The 18,004-nt window shown below is 57.5% G+C and carries 10 protein-coding genes; 5 read left to right on the top strand and 5 right to left on the bottom strand.

The annotated features are described in order from the left end of the window. The first annotated feature begins 165 nt into the window (after window positions 1-165). From J3A71_RS03915 to radC, 5 genes are all read left to right on the top strand, one after another. Entirely contained in the window at window positions 166-495 is a 330-nt protein-coding gene (locus tag J3A71_RS03915; protein ID WP_096426773.1) for a hypothetical protein, read from the top strand. A gap of 71 nt (window positions 496-566) precedes the next feature. Beyond that, complete coding sequence (locus tag J3A71_RS03910) at window positions 567-1,535, top strand: DUF932 domain-containing protein (RefSeq protein WP_096426774.1); 969 nt, start codon at window positions 567-569, stop codon at window positions 1,533-1,535. Window positions 1,536-1,610: 75 nt separating this feature from the next. Then, window positions 1,611-2,615 carry a lambda-exonuclease family protein gene (locus J3A71_RS03905; protein ID WP_096426775.1) on the top strand — a complete coding sequence of 335 codons (1,005 nt, stop codon included), beginning with the start codon at window positions 1,611-1,613 and terminating at the stop codon, window positions 2,613-2,615. Window positions 2,616-2,692: 77 nt separating this feature from the next. Then, window positions 2,693-3,604 (top strand): hydrolase or metal-binding protein, encoded by a 912-nt coding sequence (locus J3A71_RS03900; RefSeq protein ID WP_096426776.1) that lies wholly within the window; start codon window positions 2,693-2,695, stop codon window positions 3,602-3,604. Window positions 3,605-3,660: 56 nt separating this feature from the next. Then, complete coding sequence (radC, locus tag J3A71_RS03895) at window positions 3,661-4,158, top strand: DNA repair protein RadC (protein ID WP_096426777.1); 498 nt, start codon at window positions 3,661-3,663, stop codon at window positions 4,156-4,158. A gap of 193 nt (window positions 4,159-4,351) precedes the next feature. Here radC and brxL read toward each other — a convergent pair whose 3' ends face one another. From brxL to brxC, 5 genes are all read right to left on the bottom strand, one after another. Continuing rightward, a complete protein-coding gene (gene brxL / locus J3A71_RS03890; protein ID WP_096426778.1) occupies window positions 4,352-6,451 on the bottom strand; it encodes a BREX system Lon protease-like protein BrxL in 2,100 nt (699 codons plus the stop codon). A 12-nt stretch (window positions 6,452-6,463) separates the two neighbouring features. Further along, window positions 6,464-8,971, bottom strand: coding sequence for a BREX-1 system phosphatase PglZ type A (gene pglZ / locus J3A71_RS03885; RefSeq protein ID WP_096426779.1), 2,508 nt, complete (start codon window positions 8,969-8,971; stop codon window positions 6,464-6,466). After that, window positions 8,968-10,842 (bottom strand): DUF262 domain-containing protein, encoded by a 1,875-nt coding sequence (locus J3A71_RS03880; protein ID WP_209953643.1) that lies wholly within the window; start codon window positions 10,840-10,842, stop codon window positions 8,968-8,970. The genes pglZ and J3A71_RS03880 overlap by 4 nt, the downstream gene beginning before the upstream one ends. Before the next feature lies 1 nt (window position 10,843). Then, window positions 10,844-14,347: a BREX-1 system adenine-specific DNA-methyltransferase PglX gene (gene pglX / locus J3A71_RS03875; protein WP_096426781.1), complete on the bottom strand. Its 3,504-nt coding sequence runs from the start codon at window positions 14,345-14,347 to the stop codon at window positions 10,844-10,846. A 90-nt stretch (window positions 14,348-14,437) separates the two neighbouring features. Then, window positions 14,438-17,995: a BREX system P-loop protein BrxC gene (gene brxC / locus J3A71_RS03870; RefSeq protein ID WP_096426782.1), complete on the bottom strand. Its 3,558-nt coding sequence runs from the start codon at window positions 17,993-17,995 to the stop codon at window positions 14,438-14,440. Between the last annotated feature and the right edge of the window lie 9 nt (window positions 17,996-18,004).

The following is an 18,004-nucleotide window of genomic DNA, read 5'->3' as shown; positions in this document are numbered from 1 at the left end:
GTTACTTTCCGGTTACGTCTACAGCGCTAGATTAATCGAAATTGGATCCAAAAATATTTCAAACCTATATCACCTCATTGAACACCCCGCAGTATCGACTGCTGCAGGGGGATTTGGCGTGCCAGCTTCTACCTCGGCACGCCCATCACTTGAGAGGATCTGCGTATGTATACACCTTGCCCAAGCTGTAACTCTGGACGCGTCATCACTAAAAATATCGGTAAACAAACGGGAGGTTTAATTGGTGCCGCAGGCGGTGCAGCCAGTGGCGCCGCCGGTGCCCTGTCAGGTGCGGAAGCCGGCGCGGTACTGGGTGTAGTCGGTGGGCCGGTGGGCATTGCTATCGGAAGCATCGCCGGGGCGATTTTGGGTGGCCTGTTTGGCGGGGTCGCTGGCGGCATCGCCGGGGCCACGCTGGGCGAGCAGATCGACGACAACGTGCTGGCCAATTACCAATGTCTGGAGTGCGGTTACAGCTTCAGCGCCAGCCGTTAAGCCTTTGTGAACAGGCGTCGCTCGTTGATGAAGCGACGCTCTTTCCCCTTCATCTGTAAGGAATCATTCTCATGGCTCATCTCGTTGATACCATGGCCTACGCTGGCGCTACTCCCTGGCATGGCCTGGGCAACAACCTGCCCCGTAAACAACCTATTGAGGTCTGGCAGAGCGAAGCCGGCATGGACTGGCAGATTCTCGAAAGCCCGGTGCATTTCAAGTCGGACGCAGTCGGCCACCTGGGCACCATCCATTCTTTCCCCGAACAAAAAGTACTCTACCGCTCAGATACCAAGGCGCCGTTGTCGGTGGTCTCAAAGCGCTATCACACCGTACAACCCCGTGAGGTATTGGAGTTCTACCGCGACCTCACCGAGGTGTCCGGCTACGAGTTGGAAACCGCAGGCGTGCTTAAAGGCGGGCGCAAGTTCTGGGCGCTTGCACGTACCGGGCAAGGTGCAGTGCTCAAGGGTAACGATCAGGTCAACGGTTACCTCCTGCTCGCCACCTCCTGCGACGGCACTCTGGCCACTACCGCCACACCGACCACGGTGCGGGTGGTGTGTAACAACACCCTGACCATCGCCTTGGATGGCAGCAGCCGCGCCATCAAGGTGCCACACAACACTCGCTTTGACCCGGCGACGGTGAAAAAGCAGCTAGGCATCGCCGTCTCTGGCTGGGACGAGTTTATGTACCGCATGAGGGCTTTGGCTGAACGCAAGGTGCAGTGGCATGAGGCACTGGGTTTCTTCATGAACGTGCTTTGTGAAACCACTCCGACCGGTGCTCTGCCGGAGGTGCTGCCCAATGAGCGTGCCCTGCGCAAGGTTCAGGAACTGTACGAAGGGCGTGGCCGGGGTAGCCAGATTGACTCGGCACGCGGCACCGCCTGGGGTCTGCTCAACGCCGTGACCGAATATGTCGACCACGAACGCCGTGCGCGCAGCAACGAGTACCGCCTGGACTCAGCCTGGTTCGGCCAAGGGGCGCAAATCAAGCAACGCGCTCTGGATGCCGCTCTGCAACTCGCCGCCTAACTCTAACTCACATCAACCCTTGCGCCCGGTCAGCCTTGTGCTGGTCGGGCGTTTTTATGTCTGCCGGTGAATACGATGAAAGCAACGTCATTGAATAGTAGCACCCGTAAGAAACACACTGCCCTGCGCCTGGTCAGCACCAAGGAGCTGCCCCGCGAGGACTGGTTGCAGATCCGCAAGCAAGGCATCGGCAGTTCGGATGCCGCCGCTGCGGTGGGCCTGAATCCCTACAAGTCGCAGTTGGAGCTGTGGCTAGAGAAGACCGGTCGCGATGCTGGGCTACCGAAGGCCGATCCTCACGATGAGCAAAGCCCGCTGTACTGGGGCAATGTGCTGGAGCCCATCGTGGCTTGGCACTACAGCAAACGCAGCCAACACAAGGTTCGACGGATCAACGCGGTGCTACAGCATCCCGATCCGGCGCTGCCCTGGATGCTCGCCAATATCGACCGCGAGGTGATCGGCGCTCCAGAGGTGCAAATCCTCGAATGCAAAACTGCCGGCATAAACGGGGCACGCCTCTGGAAAGAAGGCGTGCCCGAGTACGTGCAATTGCAAGTCATGCACCAGCTCGCCGTCACTGGTAAGCAGGCCGCTGATGTGGCGGTCCTGCTCGGTGGCCAGCATCTGGAAATCCATCGCATCACACGCGACGAGGCACTGATTGCTCGGCTGATTGATCTGGAACGGCTGTTCTGGGATTACGTCGTCAGTGACACCTCGCCACCGGCCGACGGCACAGCGTCTGCGGAAGCGGCATTACGCTGCCTCTTTCCCGAGGATAACGGACAGACCCTGGACTTCAGCCAGCACACGGAACTGGCCAGCACCTTTCTAGAACTCAAGTCTATTCGCCAAACCATTGCCCAGCAGGAGACACGTGAAGCGCAGCTCAAGCAGGTTCTGCAACAGGCCATGGGAGAAGCCACCCGTGCCGAGTTTGCCGAGGGCTATGTCAGCTGGAAGAAGTCCAAGGACAGCATTGGCCTGGATGTCGAACAGATGCTCAAAGACAAACCCTACCTGCAGGCCCGCTATCCCAAGACCAAAGCCGGAAGCCGTCGCTTCCTGATCGCCTGAAGCAGCCTGTTCATCCTGGCCACCCGGACCGTTCAAGTCCCGGTGGCTTTTTTATTTGCAGATCAAGGAGTACCACCATGCTCAAAGGCTTAGCCATCACCCCGCCGGTACTCGGGCGCATTTCCATCGGCAAGGTCGTCGAGAAAAACGGCAAGCGTCTACCCGAAAAAGACGATCAGTTCACCATCACCTCGCAAGTCCAGAGTCGTGACGGCTGGTTACTGCACCCACTCAATGACGAACTACGCAATGGCCAGGATGGCAAGCTGCGCAGCATTCCGATCCGCTTGTTGTTCAACGAACCGGACCTCAACTTTCGCGCGGACTACAGCCTGTTCGACCGTACTACGGGCAGGCCGTTGTGCGTCGGCAATGGTGAAACTTGCAAGCGTTTGACCAAGGACGGCATCCAGTCGCTGCCCTGCCCTTCGCCAGATGGCTGCCCACTGGCCCAAGGCAATGCCTGCAAGCCCTACGGCCGACTGAACGTGGTGATCGGTGAAGATGATCCACTGGGCAGTTTTGTCTTTCGCACCACGGGGTTCAACAGCATCCGTACCTTGGCGGCGCGTCTGCAGTACTTCAGCGCCATCTCTGGTAATCGCTTGGCATGCCTGCCACTAGAACTGCGTCTGCGGGGTAAGTCTACGCGGCAGAGCCACGGGACACCGATCTTCTATGTGGACATCACCGTGCGTCACGGCATGAACCTGGAAGAGGCATTGCTGGAAGCCAAACAACGGGAAGAAGTTCGACAAGCGTCGGGCTTTCATCAGAGCGCTTTGGATCACGCAGCCCGTCAGGGCTTCAACAATGGCGCTTTCGAAGACAGCGAAGAGGACACCAGCGCCATCGTCGAGGAGTTCTTCCCCAACATTGAAGATCAGCCCAGCCCTGGAGGGCCCCAAGCCCAACCGGTAGCACTTGGAAAACCCTCACTGGCTCAGAAGCTGGAGGCTCAGGCTATTCAGAACAGCACTAGGCCATAGGTCCAGTAACGCTCTCCTCCTCCACAGCATGCCCCCGTTCGTATAGGACTATTGTCATGAAATATCACAAACTCAAAGCCGGTGAAACGACCGGCACCTACGTCATGGAATCACCAGTCACCGAAGCCGACATCCTTCAGATGGCGCAGCAACTGGCCATGAGTCGTCTGTCTAAAGGCCGGGCACTGACTGAGCCGAAGCAGGTGTTCAACCACTTGCAAACACTGTTGCAATACCATGAGTACGAAGTCTTCGCTTTGCTGTTGCTCGATTCCAAACACCGAGTTATAGGCTTTAGAGAACTGTTCAGAGGCACGCTGGATGGGGCCAGTGTGTACCCACGAGAAGTGGTCAAGATCGCCTTGGAACACAACGCTGCGGCCGTCATTATGGTTCACAATCATCCCTCCGGCGATCCAGAGCCCAGTCAAGCTGATCGCACCCTGACCACCATCCTCAAGAACGCTCTGAACATGGTCGGCACCCGGATATTGGATCATGTGGTGGTGGGCCATGAAGGTTGCGCATCCTTGGCCGAACGAGGTTACCTCTAACCAATGCCGCATATGAAGGTTGCCCCTGGAGATCCCCAGGGGTAAACCTTCCAAACAGGAAGTTTTTTATTTTTTTGTCTTGATGTGACAACACTGCCGTCATACCGAATCACATTATCCTCGACAATCTGCATGATCACCTCGCGCAACGCCCCTAAGGGCTGCCGATCTACGGAGACGCAACCAGAGCCTCTCACTCTCCGGCATCCTCGACCCTGACGAACGTCGCGCTGAACTCCTTGCATTGGCGATGTTGCTGTAAGCGATTCACAAAGCTAAACGCGTCGTTCAACTCGAAGCGCTGGAAGATATCCAACCCACGTCCAAGAATAATTTTCCAGCCAGTGTCAGTAGTAATGTCACGATCATGCTTAGTCCCTGTCGTGTCATACGCCCAGCTGAACTGAATACCCACCCCCGCACAGGCGTCGGCAATTTTCTGCAGGCTTTCGGTTTGACGATCACCGTTGAACTCATCCTCCACGGTGACTACATGTACAGCCACTTCCTCACCTGAGATCAGCTGCTTGCTGATCGTCTCCAGCAGCTCCATGAGATTGCGCAGTTGATGGAACATCCGCAGGTACGGATCTATAACGATGATCCGCTTGGCCCCTTTTAAATAGGGCCCAAACAATTTATCAAAGGTAACGCCGCGCTGATTCTCCTGAATAACCAGATGCTGAGGCTTCAGCTCTTGCTCTCTGCTCGCCGAAACAGCAAGTTGTTGAATAGGCAGAGGACTGGCTGCATCGCTATCCGACTCGCTGGGAACGACCTTAGCCATATCGAATAGATCCGACTCCGAGACGTCACTCGCCACTCGCCGGTGGTACTGGTTCGGATACTCCCCTTCCTCAAGGGCGCTGACCAGCCTCTCCACGCCATCTTTTCCTTGATAGGCAAAACGCACAGCTGGGTAGGTGGTGTCTATGCGCAGCAGCTGATCCTTGACCCGCTTGCGCCCTTCGATGGCACAGCGCAGCACATCTTCGACCTCCGACTCAGTCGCCTCACCATGTGGGAAGAGGATCTTCATCAGACCGGAGAAAGTTTTATTGATGCCGTCACGATCACGTGTGGAGATTTCATCCGACAACGTGAACAGACATTTGTAGCGATCCGAGAAGTCATGGCTGCGCAATGAACGGAGGATCTCGGCCAGATAATCGACCACAAAGCCGTAACCGCCGGAGAACATCTCCCCACGGATCACGTCCACCTCCCAGCCCGGAATGTAGCTGTGCAGACGGTCGAGGAAGGCGGAGTCGTGGAACTTCTCCGGCAGAGGGTCGAACAGGTCGCTGTGCTTGAGCATATACGGCACTGTGTGATCGGTGTTGCCCACGAATACCATGCTGGCCTCGGCCCCAAGGGTTTCCACTCCCCGCGAGAACGACTTGTTGGCCATGTAGTTCTTCATGATGTCGACCAGCGCCTTGTCCACGCGCTTCTGCTTGCCGGCGAACTCGTCGAAGGCCACCACATCCCAGTAGCCCACCAGACCGAGCTTGCCCGTGCCGTTGTGGACGAACAGCTTAGGCACCGTCACCTCGCCACCGGAGATCAGAATGCCGTGAGGCGAGAACTCCGAGTAGACATGCGACTTGCCGGTGCCCTTCGGCCCCAGCTCGATCAGGTTGTAGTTGCGCTCGCAGAACGGAATCAGACGGATCAGCTGCAGCAGCTTATTGCGCTTGCCGAACATCTGAGGGTTAAAGCCGACGCTCTGGATCAGCAAGTCGATCCACTCATCGGTGGTGAACTGCTTGCGGGCATCCAAGTAGCCCTCGAAGTCGAAGCGGGAGATCTGAATCGGCTTGAGCGATGCAAGCACCCACGGTGAGGCCGACTTGTCTTCGGTGTACTCGTACTCCAGATCGGCGATGCACCACACGCCGCCGACCAGCAGCTTCTGGTGGGACTTCACCGTACTGGAGTCGATCAGCACCTTCTTGATGCCGAGGTTGGCGAATTCCGCCTCGTAGACGTCATCCTTGTCGTTCAGGGAGACGCTGACGCGGTCGATCACCTTATGCCGGCCTTTCTCCTTGATGATAGAGCGTACCAGGCCAGCTTCATTGCGATGCACATAGTGCTTGCGCAGGATCTCCTTGACCGTCTCGATGCCGGCCTGGATCGTGGCCTCGTCGTTGGTGGCGCAGTATTGGCCCAACAGGTACTCCAGCACATAGGAGGGCACAATGGCGTTGCCCTTTACCGCCTTGACCAGATCCTTGCGGACGACCAGACCGGCGAAATACTGGTTGATCTTGTCATCGAGCTGACTCATGAAGGCTCCCGCTTAAAAATCGAATTCACTGGTGAACGAACGACGAATCGTATACCGAGCAGCCTTGTACCGGGTGAAATGCGAGGTGCCTTCCACCTGCTCTTCGAGCCGCAGCTCCACCTGCTGGTTGTTCGCCTCATCGGCCTTGCGACTGAGGATGAAGCGTACCGACAGCTCGCGTTCACGTGGATTTTCCGACGCAAAGTCGAAGGTCAGCTCATGCGCATCCGAGATCAGCTCACTGTCTAGGGTATACAGGCCAGCGCGCAGTCTGCGTGGCTGCTTCTTCTCGGTGACCGCCTCGGTCTGATACAGCACCACGGCCAATTGCCCGGTAGTGATCGTCTTGCCACCAGCGCCGATGAAATCGACTTCCACACGGCCCACATCGCTCTGACGTTTCTTGTTGATGCGGACCACCGGAATCACCACCTCCTGCAGCGTCGCCCCGCCATGCACGAAGCGGCTGCCGGAGCCTTTCAGACGCAGACGGTTGATGGACTTGGGTATCTGCACCTCCAGAGTTCCTTCCAGGCCCAGCTGGTTAGGGCTGAAGGTCTTGAAGCCAGCGTGGCTGCACAGGCCACGCCCCAAGACAAATCGCCGGTCGCGATACAGCACCTCATCACCATCCGGCTCAGTGCTGAGGAAGTCACTCTCCTCCAGGGGAAGGTTCTGGTAGATGAAGCCGTGGTCCGCAGTGATCAGCAGATTGCTGGCATTGGCATTGGTCAGCTTCTTCACCAGGCGGACCAGCTCGGACAGGGTTTCCTCTGCCGCCGCAAACACTCGCTCCTCGGTGTCACGGGTATCACCGGTCTTGTCGATCAAGTTGTGATAGACGTAGACCACATCGTTGTCACGCAGCAGCGCCCGTGAGTCAACCTGGTTCATGGCCAGCAGATCCTTGGCCAGCACTACCTCAGAGTTCGGCACTGCTGCTGCGAGGATCTTGCCGCGATTGACCGCCCCCTGAGCGCTCTGACCGTTCACCATGGCACCGCCACTGTCGTTTTCAGCCAGCTGCAGTGCCTGGTTGGGCAATAGCGCTGCCATGCCCAGCTGGGTGTAGCTCGGCAGCATCGACAGTGCAGGCTCAAGCTCGGCCTCGAAGCGGTCCTCGCGGCGAATCAGGCTTTGCAGCTCCTCGCCAACCTCGTAGCGGAATGCATCGGAGATCACCACGCAGACCTTGGTCTTGCGCTCGACGAATGGCTTCACATAGCGACCAAAGAAATTCCGCTGCAGCATGATCGGTGCGGCTTCCCAGCGATGCGCGGCATCGACGTGCTGCTGCCAGCGGTCATTGAGGCGCACCAGGAAATTGTTGGTGTAATGGTTTTCAACCTGAGTGTTCAGCTCCTCCAGCAACGAGGCCTGCCCCGATTCGCGGGCGTGATAGACGAACTTGCGGTACAACTGGTCGAGTCGATACCAGCTCTGCGCATACTTCTCCACGCCATCGCTCAGCGATGTCATCTCCAACTGCGCCGTATCCAGTAACTGCAGGAACTGCGCGGCATGGTCGACTGCCAGGTAGACATCCTCGAAGTGGGTAAACCAGTGGCTCTGCCGGCGCTGGCGCACCCACTGCTCGACCTCCTGCGAGGTCACCGTCCTCGCCACCACCTCATGCACCAGCTCACTGAGGATCTTGCGGTCGATCAGCTCGAAGTAGTCCAGCTCCATCAGCTTGCGGTAATCGAGCCCATGCAGCCGATCACTGATCTGCAGCACTTCGGCGCACTGCTCGGAGAGCAGCTCGAAGCTCTGCTGATGGGAGCGGCTGTCCTTCCAGCGCTTAAGGAACACCAGCGACTCGGCCGACAGCCGTGCCTTGTGCTCCGGATCGGTTCCCATCAGGAAACAGGCCTTGAACAGCTCGATGACGAAGTCATGGAGGCCCGGCTGGTCCGAGACATAACCGTAGGCACGCCTCATCTGCTCCCACAGGAAGCCACTCAAGCCACTGCTCTCGATCAGCTTGATTCGCGCATCGCCGGCACTGGCCAGCTCAGCCAGCAGTGCCTCCAAAATCACATCCAAGCGCGGCTCAGCGTCGGCACAGACCGCCAGCATCTTAAGACGCAGCATGTTGTTCGAGTCCACCTGCTGCTGCAGCTTGCGCAGATCCTCGCGCCGCTTGGCGGACTCAAAAAACGCAGCATGGGCTTCCAGCAACGGATAGCAATCTGGCCCCAACTCCAGCTCAGCCAGCCACAGGGCGACCTGATCGGTGCGGAAGCTATTGCCACTGGCCAGCTGCACGTCGAGCAGCCAGTTCTCCAGATGTGGCGGTTCTGCACCCTCGCGGTAGAGCAGAAACTTCTGCTCCGGCTGCTCGCGCAGGATGCGGTACTTCACGCAAAACTCGTTGTTGGCCAGCTCGATCTTCTCGACCCCCGGCAGCTCCAGAGCCTTGAAATCAGAGCGGAACTCCAGGCGGTTGTCGTACCAGAAGACGATACGCTGCTTCTCGAACAGGTTGGTCAGCGCCTGGGTGATCTTCGGGTTGCTCATGCCACAGCCTCGATTTCTTCCTCTTCATCCAGCACCTCCTCAGGTACTGGTAGTGGACCGCTGACCACCACATTGCAGCGCAAGCGCTGCAGGAGTGCTTCACGCCGTGCATGGCAGAAAGCCTGAAAGTCCTCAAAACGCAGGCTGTCACTCTCGTCCAGCAGCAGATCGGCCGGTTTGATGCCACAGCCCTTGTCGGCCAGCCATTCGATCAGCGGCATATCCTTCTTCGAGCGGTTCTGCGAGGCATTCAGCAGGTGCAGGTTGGCAATCGAGTTCCAGTTGAGCGAGTTCCGGTAGAACGCCATCAACTCAGGATCATTATTGAGGAAGCCTTGCTTGGATAGCTCTGCCTTGGTGAAGGCGCTCTGCGGATGCAGGTGATCAACGTCCAGCTGCAGGTTTTCGTTGATCTCGGGGTACAACAAACTCAGTACCGAACGGCACCGCGAGTCCCCATGCTCGATGTCGATCAGCCCTCTGAGGTAGGCCTCGTCGAAGCGCAGATCCTTGTTGGTCGCAGTGAATGCTTCGATGATTTCCTCCAGAGGGAATCCCTTCTTGCCAAGATGCCTGGCAAGCAGGCGCTGCATTTTCGTGAGCACACCATCGGCTTGACCGCCAAACACCCCACGCAGCAGCACCATATGCAACCAGCGCGATAGCGCCAGGCGCTCATCGCGCAAATGGTTGATGTTGTTGATGCTCAGATAAAGCGGCTTGCCCTGGAAGAGCTGCTTATACAGGTAGAAGGCCAACGGGATGACAGCATTCTTTGCTCTCAGCGAATGGTCATTCAGACCGAATAGGCGCAGTAGCTTGAAGGTTGCGACGATACAGGATCGGATCTGCGGCCACTGCGCCTGAATGACACTGACCTGATCAGTATCGAAATTCTTGACCTTGAACCGCACATCGGCGCCGATCAGCATCAGACAGGTCTTCAGAACCCAGTCACGGGCAATCGAGAACTGCATCTCCGAGCTCTGCCTTACCTCAGCGACCAGCTCGTCGATGTCCTTACGGGCATCGCCCTGCCAGTTGGCAATGGCGATGGACATCAACAGGTCGGAGAACGCCAGCGGCGTACCCCCGCTATTGGTGCGAATGAACACGTCAAGGACATGGTCGATGTCCTGACTTTCCTCGTTGTAGTAGTGGATGACCTCCTCCCGCCGGACGAGGTAGTACAGACGATTCAGGGTCTTGACTGCAAACCTGTTGCTAGCCAGCCCTTGCTCCGCCAAGTAGGGCAGCACAACCTCCATCAGTATCTCATCATCAGAGCGCACATCGGGCAGGCTCAAGACCTTGCCCACTTCGAACCAATACGAGGTTCTATCGCTCTTATACGATGCCGCCTGCTTTTCGGTCAGGAAGCGGAAGTCGTACTGGGCCATCGACTCGTTGTCATCTCCTTCAACGCCCTTGCTCAGGTTGAGATAGAGCCGGCGTGGCGGGAGAACCTGATTGTTTCGCGTGTTGGGCCACCAGACTCGAGGCTGCTTGTAGGCATAAGTTCCTTTCAGGCCGATGTAGATTGAGGTCAGCCGCTGCTGCCCATCTATGACCGCCTTGAAGTCCTTGAAGTCCCCCTGAGTCGGGACATAGTCGTTGGACTCCTTGAAGCGCTGGCAGTAGTCGGTCAGGAAGCTGTAGAAGCGGTATTTGTTCTTGATTTCCGGACTCGTCACATCCCACATCATGAAGGTGTTGATGGGGTACTCACGCATCAGGGAGTCAAAGAGCGTGCAGATCTGCTGCGTCGACCAGACGAAATTGCGCTGGATCGCCGGCAACAAAAATGTCCGGTCATCGATGTTGCGTATTGCCTGGCGAATCGTGATCGCCTTTTCGAATCGGCCTGCCATATCAGTCTTCCTTGGCTTCCAGTCCTGGAATTTTCTTCAGGGCTGCTCCCAGCTTGAGGTAGTTGGACTTAACCCCAAGGTCAAGATCCAGCTGCACCTGCTCGGTGGCCAGCGGGTAGAGGGTTTCGCGCTCGTAGTCGTCCAGCTCCAGCAGCTGCTTCTTGATGCTCTCCGCTTCCTTGTTGGCCTTGGTCTTTTCGCCCTGGCTGGCTGAGGTGCTCATGGCCACCTGCTGCAGGTAGTCCAGTCGCGCAGCGAGCTTCTTACGGAAGTCACGGAGGTACTGCAGCACCACGCTGACGGTGTCCGGCCGGTAGCGGTGCTGGTAGACCAAGGCGCTGAAGGTACCCTTGGGGCTGGAGAACAGCCAGTAGATCGGGCGCTTCTTGTAACGTTTGACGTGATCGGCGTAGAAATCTTTGAGGAAGTACTTGCGCACATCCTTGCCCAGCGCCTTTTCGATAAAGGCCAGGTTTTCCTCGTAGCGCTCCTCGCCAAAGGTCACGCGCAGGAACTGGCGGAAGCGCTCGGTCACATCATCGGCGAACCATTCACCATCCAGCAGCGGGATCACGTTGTCTTCATCCGGCATGAAGCGCGGCGCAGGTACCTGTCGCAGGTAATCCGCCAGCGACTCGCCCTGGTTGGCCAGCACCAAGCCCGGCTTGTCCAGGCTGTAACGGCCGAACATGCAACCCACTGCATAGCTGAGGTACTCGGCGATGGTGTCTGCTCGCAGACGCTCCTCTCTCTCCTGCGCCGTGGCCTTGCCACCGTAGCGGTATGTAGGATTGCAGGTGATGGTGACCTCCTCGATAGGCACCTCGGGGGTCAGATCGTCCTGTAGGCCATATGCATCGATGAAGATTCGGTTGTTTTCTTCCTCCAGCCGCTGCATGTCGTCAGTCATGCTCTGCCAAAGGGTGCGTAGGTACGCGTAGCTGTCCTCCAGCGTCTTCCCTCGATGAACGGGCGAGAGGAGCGGGAGGTTGGTGAAATCCCAAGAGGTTTCATAGGCATCCCAGTCAGAGCGGGACAACTCTGAAGCCGCATGGGCAAGATCCACTGTTCTCTCGATTTTCGGTGGAAATGGCAATCTTCCAACTGCGCCCTCCCCGTAATCCATAGTAGGAGATGTCGCTGCAATAAGTGCGTCGACGACGGATGAGTTCAAATACGCAAGCATCAGCCACCGATCTCTAGTATGTTCGATCGGTATTGCAGATCCCTTGCTCTCGAAAGCAAAGTGACTTGGAAGCAATCGCATCGACATCGACGCGATTGTCAGGGTCGACCAAGTTAGCCCACCCTTGAAAAAATGCTGAATGTTTTGAGGACGCGATAATAGCTTCCCACTATCATCTTTGAAGTTCTTTATCCGCGCGCCTTCGTTCTCCCAATCAAGCAAATGCTCATAATTACCGTACCATCTACGAAAGCTTCCACCCTTCGAACATGGGAACCAACGTCGCGCTTGGATATCGCTATCTCCCGACGCTACAGCAGAATTATTTCTTTCTACTTCATGCCACAGCCTAAGAAATTTATCGTTGCTTCCAGTCTTAATGCCTTGTCTCGGGGGAAAATGATCCTTTACCGTTCCACCCACCTGATAAATATTGATAACTTGCTTTGGAAGAGTGAAGGAGATTGGAGTACCTGGGAGCGAACGAAACACCTTTGACTTCATCTCGTAGCGCCAGGGCGAAACTGGGTTTTTGATTGCCTCAAGCAACTTTGCTGACTGATGCTCCCTTCTCTTGAATTGCTCCAAGTTGAAAAACACGCCCGTACTTTCTGTTTTCCCGACCTCAAAACAGAAAGCGCAAATCGGGACCGCTGCGCTATCAAACATTGTGTGATATTGAGGTTTGACCAGTGAAATAAGCTGACCAACCTCAAGAAGCTTTGACCGAAGCTCCTCAAACGAGGAAAGATACATCCATGTGAAGGGAGTCATTAGACCCGTAACACCTAAGCGTGGCAGCATTTCGCTGACCCTGAGGATGAACATCGAATACAGGTCAGACTTTCCACTTTCGTAATTTGATTTCGCCAACTCCTGTAGATCTGCATTCATCCCTTTCCCGCCCATATACGGCGGGTTAGCAACTACAACATGATATTTATTCGAGAGAAACTCGGCCATACGTAGCACAGCCAATACGCGCCCCTGCACTTCTTTCAGCAACAGATCGCCACCAAAGTCCTTTGCCGCTACCAGCCGAGCCGTCTCCACTGGATCCCGCAGTTTAGGTACGATCAGCGAGCCAAAGTTTTTAGCCTGCTCAAACTGCAAGAGTGTCTCGCGCAGCTCATCCGTGAACAGGTCACGCCCCATGATGGCAACCACGTCGTGCAGCTCATCCTGGGTGAAGCTCACATTCTCGAGCACGCAGATATTGGGCTGTGCCTTCATGCGCAGGAAACGACGCCTCCCGAGCCGAGCGGCGGCCTTCATCACAAGCGCAAAGGCCGCCAGCGCTCCGGCACGGTCGTCGATCTCAACTCCATAGAGGTTATGGGTCAGAATCAGCGCCGGGATCTCGGTCGGGTCATAGCCCTCTTCCTCGTAGATTGCGTAAAGCAGATCGAAGGCGTAGGTCAGCATATGCCCCGACCCGCAGGCCGGGTCGAAGATGCGGATTTCTTCCGGTCTGGAGATGCGCAGGAAGTCCGTCTCCGACTCTTCCGGCGCAATGTAGTAGTCCATCCTCTCGGCCAGCTTCGACTGCGGACGGTTGAGCAGCCACAGGCGGCCCAGCGAGTTCTCGACCAGATAGCGGACGATCCAGTGCGGGGTGAACAGCTGCGTCGCGGCGGGGATGTTCTCCGCAGAGATCTTGATGTTCTTCTTCAGTCCGGCGAAGACCTCATCCTTCTTCTCCGCGATATAGAATTGGTAGAGCCAGCCGATGACCTCAACGTCCTGACAGACTTCCTCATTCATCACCTCACGCAGACTGGTAACTATGGAACCTTGCGACAGCAAGTCTTCGGGCATCAGCAGTTCGGTATAGTCGGCGATCTGCTCGAAGAGGAAGGGCATCTGCCCATACCAGTGGTTGCACACCGACACCAGCAACAGGCGATATGCCTCTCCTTGAGGATCGGAACTGGGTGCCTTGCCGGCCAACAGATCCAGAACCTTTTCTCGCGTCTTGCCAGTGACTAGCTCCTCGTCCAGGAGCGCCATCTTCGCCTCGGCGAGGATTTCCGGGGTGATCTGTCCCTCCATGGGCGTCAGCACACGGGGATTGGTGAAGCCGTTCACATCGAGGAAACGCAAGGCGCAGAAGCGGTTGAACCAGGTGTAGGCGACCCTCTCGATTACCTGCTCCTTGCTGGACTCCTGGATCTGCCTTTCCAACTGAGCCACAGCCTGCGGATTCTCGCGACGCGCAGCACTGCTGGCGTGCAGCACCTGGATCAACTTGGTTTCGACCTGCTTGCGCAGCTCGGTGCGGGCAGCCTGGGCAAACTTCTTCAGCTTGGCGGTTTCCATCTTTCCAACTCTCCTGCTCCCGGCACTCGACCGGGCAGTCTCAACCTAGAGTGGCCCGCAGCAGGCAGGCCACTTGAATTCGTTACAAAATCAGATCTGTACGCGGTTACCGGCTTGGATCTCTCTCAGCCAGGCCTCGCGCTGCTTCTGCAGGTAATCGTCCAGCTCGGCCTCGCTGGTGAGCCACGGCTTGCCGTAACCGACCTTGATCTGACGCGCCTGTACGATGCGCGGCTCAGCAACTCTCTGCGGCGGCTGGCCGGGCGGCACATTGCCGCCCCCCGTCAGTTCCTTGCTGGGCTGCGGTGACGGCTCGGGTTGCTCGGGCTTTACAGGTTGTGGGCGGGCCAATAGTTCGAGGTTAAGCAACAGTTGCGGGTAGCGCTCATCCTCGAAACGCCGGCGCTGATCACGCAGTACTGCAATCAGTTTTTGTCCATTCAGTGCCTGGCGAGCAGCACTAAAGGAGGATGCCAGTTGTTCCTTGTGCCCCACACTTAGCCCTGCGTAGCCGTCAGCACCACACAGGCGCTGCTCCAGTTCGTCGAGCAGTTGCTCGCTGGCTTGCTGCTCGCTGGCCAGTTGGTTGGCAATGGCCAGCTGGAGCGTCTCCAGCTGCGGCCTGACCTGCTGTAAGCGGTTACCCTGCCAGGGCCTGCTGTCGGCCAGCACGGCACGGATAGCCTCAACCTCGACGACGTTCACATAGGTGAAGTTGTCTTGCTGCTCCTGCATCAGTTGGCGGGCCTGATCGTAGATCTCACGCAGCGGGCTGCGCATGAAGCGCTGCAGCGGATCAATGATTTGCTCCTTGGTTTCGAGCAGCGCGTCTTCCGCACGAGACAGGTCGGTCAGGAACCAGCTGGGGTTTTTCGCGGCGATTTCCTTGAGGGTCGCCAGCACCCCGTCTAGAGTCACCAGGAAGGGGTATTGCGTCTTCTGGCCGTGCAGCTCGGCAAGCTCCAGCTCCAGATCCTTGATGGCATCGATGGTTTCACGGGCCAGGGCGCGGGCCTCGTTGCTGCTGGTCGGCCGATCGAAGAAGTCGGCGAAGAAATCCTTGAGCGTCCGCACCTGGGAGGCAGTGAACTCGATCTGCGGCTCCAGCACCAACGTGGAATGGGCGTTGGTATTGCGCAGGCTGCGCTCCAGGATGTCCCCCTCCAGCGGGTTGCTGTCCTGTCGCACCTCGACCTTGCCGCGTGCGCAGAGCAGCGCGAGGTTGCAGAGGATGGCGGCGTAGTACCAGCCATAGCTCTTGCGCTCGAATCGCTCCAGCAGACTCTTCACCGTGGTCCGCACGCCACTGCGCGCATTGGTCTGGATGAAGGCCAGCAGCTCCTGCTCCGGCTCGCTCAGGCTGGTGACGTCGTTGCCCAGCAGCCCATCCTGCCCCTGGCGCAGGTATCTGCCGACGTCGTTTTCGCTGAACGCCACATCGCGCAGCATGCGCAGGTTCGGATAGGTGGTTTCGATGAGCTGGTAGAAACCCTTGAGGATGCGGGTCTGGCCATCGTTGCTGGACACGTCCACATCGGCCGCATTGATAATCAGTTGCGCGTGGCCGAGAAGATACTTGGCACGCTCCTGCAACTCGGCCAGACGCTCGGTGTTCTGGAAGCCCTTTGCATCGAGTATGCGTTTGACCGCCTCCTGCTGAGTGTTGCTGTTCTGCCTGATGTACTTCTCGGTGCGCTTGTACATAGTCAGGTCTTGCATGAAACGCGCGTCGGCGGGCAGCACGACACGCAACTCATCGCGCCCCATGCTCTGCATGCGCTGCACCGTGGGGTTGTCGAAGTTGTCGCTGAGCGGCGTGACGACGTGGATGGCCAGCTCATGCTCGCGGCTGAGCACCCGGTCATCCATCTTGCGCGCGTAGGGGTAATCCTGGCCGTTCTCGTAGCGGATCTTGCGCTGCTTGATTGCGCCCTCGAACAGCAGCCCCTCCAGCTCCTTGATCACGTCGGCCGACTCGACCTCGGTGTTCTTGATCTCTTCCTCTATGTCCTTCTCTTCGTCGGTCAGATACTCGTAGAGATCACCATTGCGCTGGATGTAGGTCTGCAGCTCCAGCAGGTTGAGTGCGGCCTCCAGCTTCTTGCGCTGGGCTGGTACATCCTCGCCGAAGCGTTCCAGCATCAGTACGCTGAGGTTGCGCAAGGTGGCCTTGAACTCCTTGACGTACTTGACCAGGAACAGCGCCTTGAGCACGCGCACGGCGTAGGGATCACCCAGGTGACGTTCGGCGTTGTTGATCGCGCTCTGGATCGAGCTCTTCAGCGCGCCTCGAATGCCTTCGAACATACGGTCGAAGGTCGCCAGCTGGCCAACCGGCTCATTGTCGATGGCCATGGCCACCTCGCGGAACACACCGAGCATGGAGCGCTCACCTACCGAGTTGGCCTTGCCCTCGAAGCCGTTGTGCAGTGAAATGCCGCGGATGGCCGACTGGAACAGCGGGAACTGGTAGGGCACGAATGGATAGCAGTAGGTGAAGTGCTCAAGATCGCGGAAATTCTGGTAGTGCTGACCGCCATCAGCGAACTCGAAGAGCGTCTTGAAGTTGTTGAACTGCTGGCCGTAGACGCTTTCCAGCAGTCCAGTGCCCACCGAGTTCTTGGTCAGCAGGCGCTTCTGGATCACCTCGGCCACATCGGCGCTGGTCAGCTTGAGGCGGTTGGCGAAGCGCGCCTGGATCTTGGTGAAGTCGTTGCTCTGCTGCTTGCTCATATCGCCGAGCACGGAGTTCATGTCCTCCTGAGCTGTGACGATGATCCAGGCTCGCCCCTGGCACTTGGTCGCCAGGCTTTCAGCGACGGTCTGCAGGTTGGTCATCAGCTTGGTGTTGTCGGCGACGTATTGCCCCACCTCGTCAACGAAGAAATTCAGGCGGAAGTTGGCCGGCTGCTTGTCCAGCCAGGCCTTGACCTGGTTGCCGAAGTCTTCGATGGAAACGCTGTACTGAGTGCGGTACTTGTCGAGGATGCCCTTGGCCAAAGCCGGATCTTCGCCGGTGATCTGCGCATAGGCCTTGGCAATGTTGCCGGACTCAAGCAGGGCCTGTTCACGTCCGCGCCCCCAGGGCTTTTTGGCGATGATCTGGTAGGCGTCCTTGAAGGCCTCGAACTGTTCGCGGCTGTCGAGATCACGCTCGAACTGGGCAATGTAGCCCTGCTTGCCGAAGTAGCCGCACATCTCGTTGAAGACCTTGACGAAAACCGACAGCAAGGCGTCGATCTGGGTCTTGCTGATGATGTCGGCCTTCTGATCGATGTTGAACAGGATGCTCTTCGAGGGGATGGTGACCGCCTGTTTGAGCTTGCTGCGCAGCAACGCATCGTCCCCGTGGATCTTGGGCAGAAAAATTTCCAGGGCACAGGTGCCATCGATGCAGCGATTTTCCAGTAGCAGAGCCAGCATCTTGAGCAGGTGCGACTTACCCGAACCGAAGAAGCCCGAAACCCATACCCCGTTGGCACCGTGGTAATCGGTGTAGGCGTCGAGGAAGTGCTCCAAGCGCTTGGCAACCTCGTCGGTAAGGACGTACTCGCTCAGTTCATCATACAAGCTGGTCTCATCGTCGGCCTTGATCACCCCCTCGATGGGGCGGCTGACGGGGTTCAGGAAAATACCGTTGAGTTCCATCTACTACTT

Origin of the sequence: Pseudomonas sp. PvP089 (assembly GCF_017875165.1) — a bacterium.
In the GTDB taxonomy this organism is placed as follows: Bacteria; Pseudomonadota; Gammaproteobacteria; order Pseudomonadales; family Pseudomonadaceae; genus Aquipseudomonas; species Aquipseudomonas fortuita.
This window is presented reverse-complemented; position numbering and strand designations above follow the sequence as displayed.

Bases quoted from the DNA above. Each gene is read 5' to 3' on its own strand.
- J3A71_RS03915 (WP_096426773.1), top strand. From the start codon at position 166: ATGTATACACCTTGCCCAAGCTGTAACTCTGGACGCGTCATCACTAAA.
- J3A71_RS03910 (WP_096426774.1), top strand. From the start codon at position 567: ATGGCTCATCTCGTTGATACCATGGCCTACGCTGGCGCTACTCCCTGG.
- J3A71_RS03905 (WP_096426775.1), top strand. From the start codon at position 1,611: ATGAAAGCAACGTCATTGAATAGTAGCACCCGTAAGAAACACACTGCC.
- J3A71_RS03900 (WP_096426776.1), top strand. From the start codon at position 2,693: ATGCTCAAAGGCTTAGCCATCACCCCGCCGGTACTCGGGCGCATTTCC.
- radC (WP_096426777.1), top strand. From the start codon at position 3,661: ATGAAATATCACAAACTCAAAGCCGGTGAAACGACCGGCACCTACGTC.
- brxL (WP_096426778.1), bottom strand. From the start codon at position 6,451: ATGAGTCAGCTCGATGACAAGATCAACCAGTATTTCGCCGGTCTGGTC.
- pglZ (WP_096426779.1), bottom strand. From the start codon at position 8,971: ATGAGCAACCCGAAGATCACCCAGGCGCTGACCAACCTGTTCGAGAAG.
- J3A71_RS03880 (WP_209953643.1), bottom strand. From the start codon at position 10,842: ATGGCAGGCCGATTCGAAAAGGCGATCACGATTCGCCAGGCAATACGC.
- pglX (WP_096426781.1), bottom strand. From the start codon at position 14,347: ATGGAAACCGCCAAGCTGAAGAAGTTTGCCCAGGCTGCCCGCACCGAG.
- brxC (WP_096426782.1), bottom strand. From the start codon at position 17,995: ATGGAACTCAACGGTATTTTCCTGAACCCCGTCAGCCGCCCCATCGAG.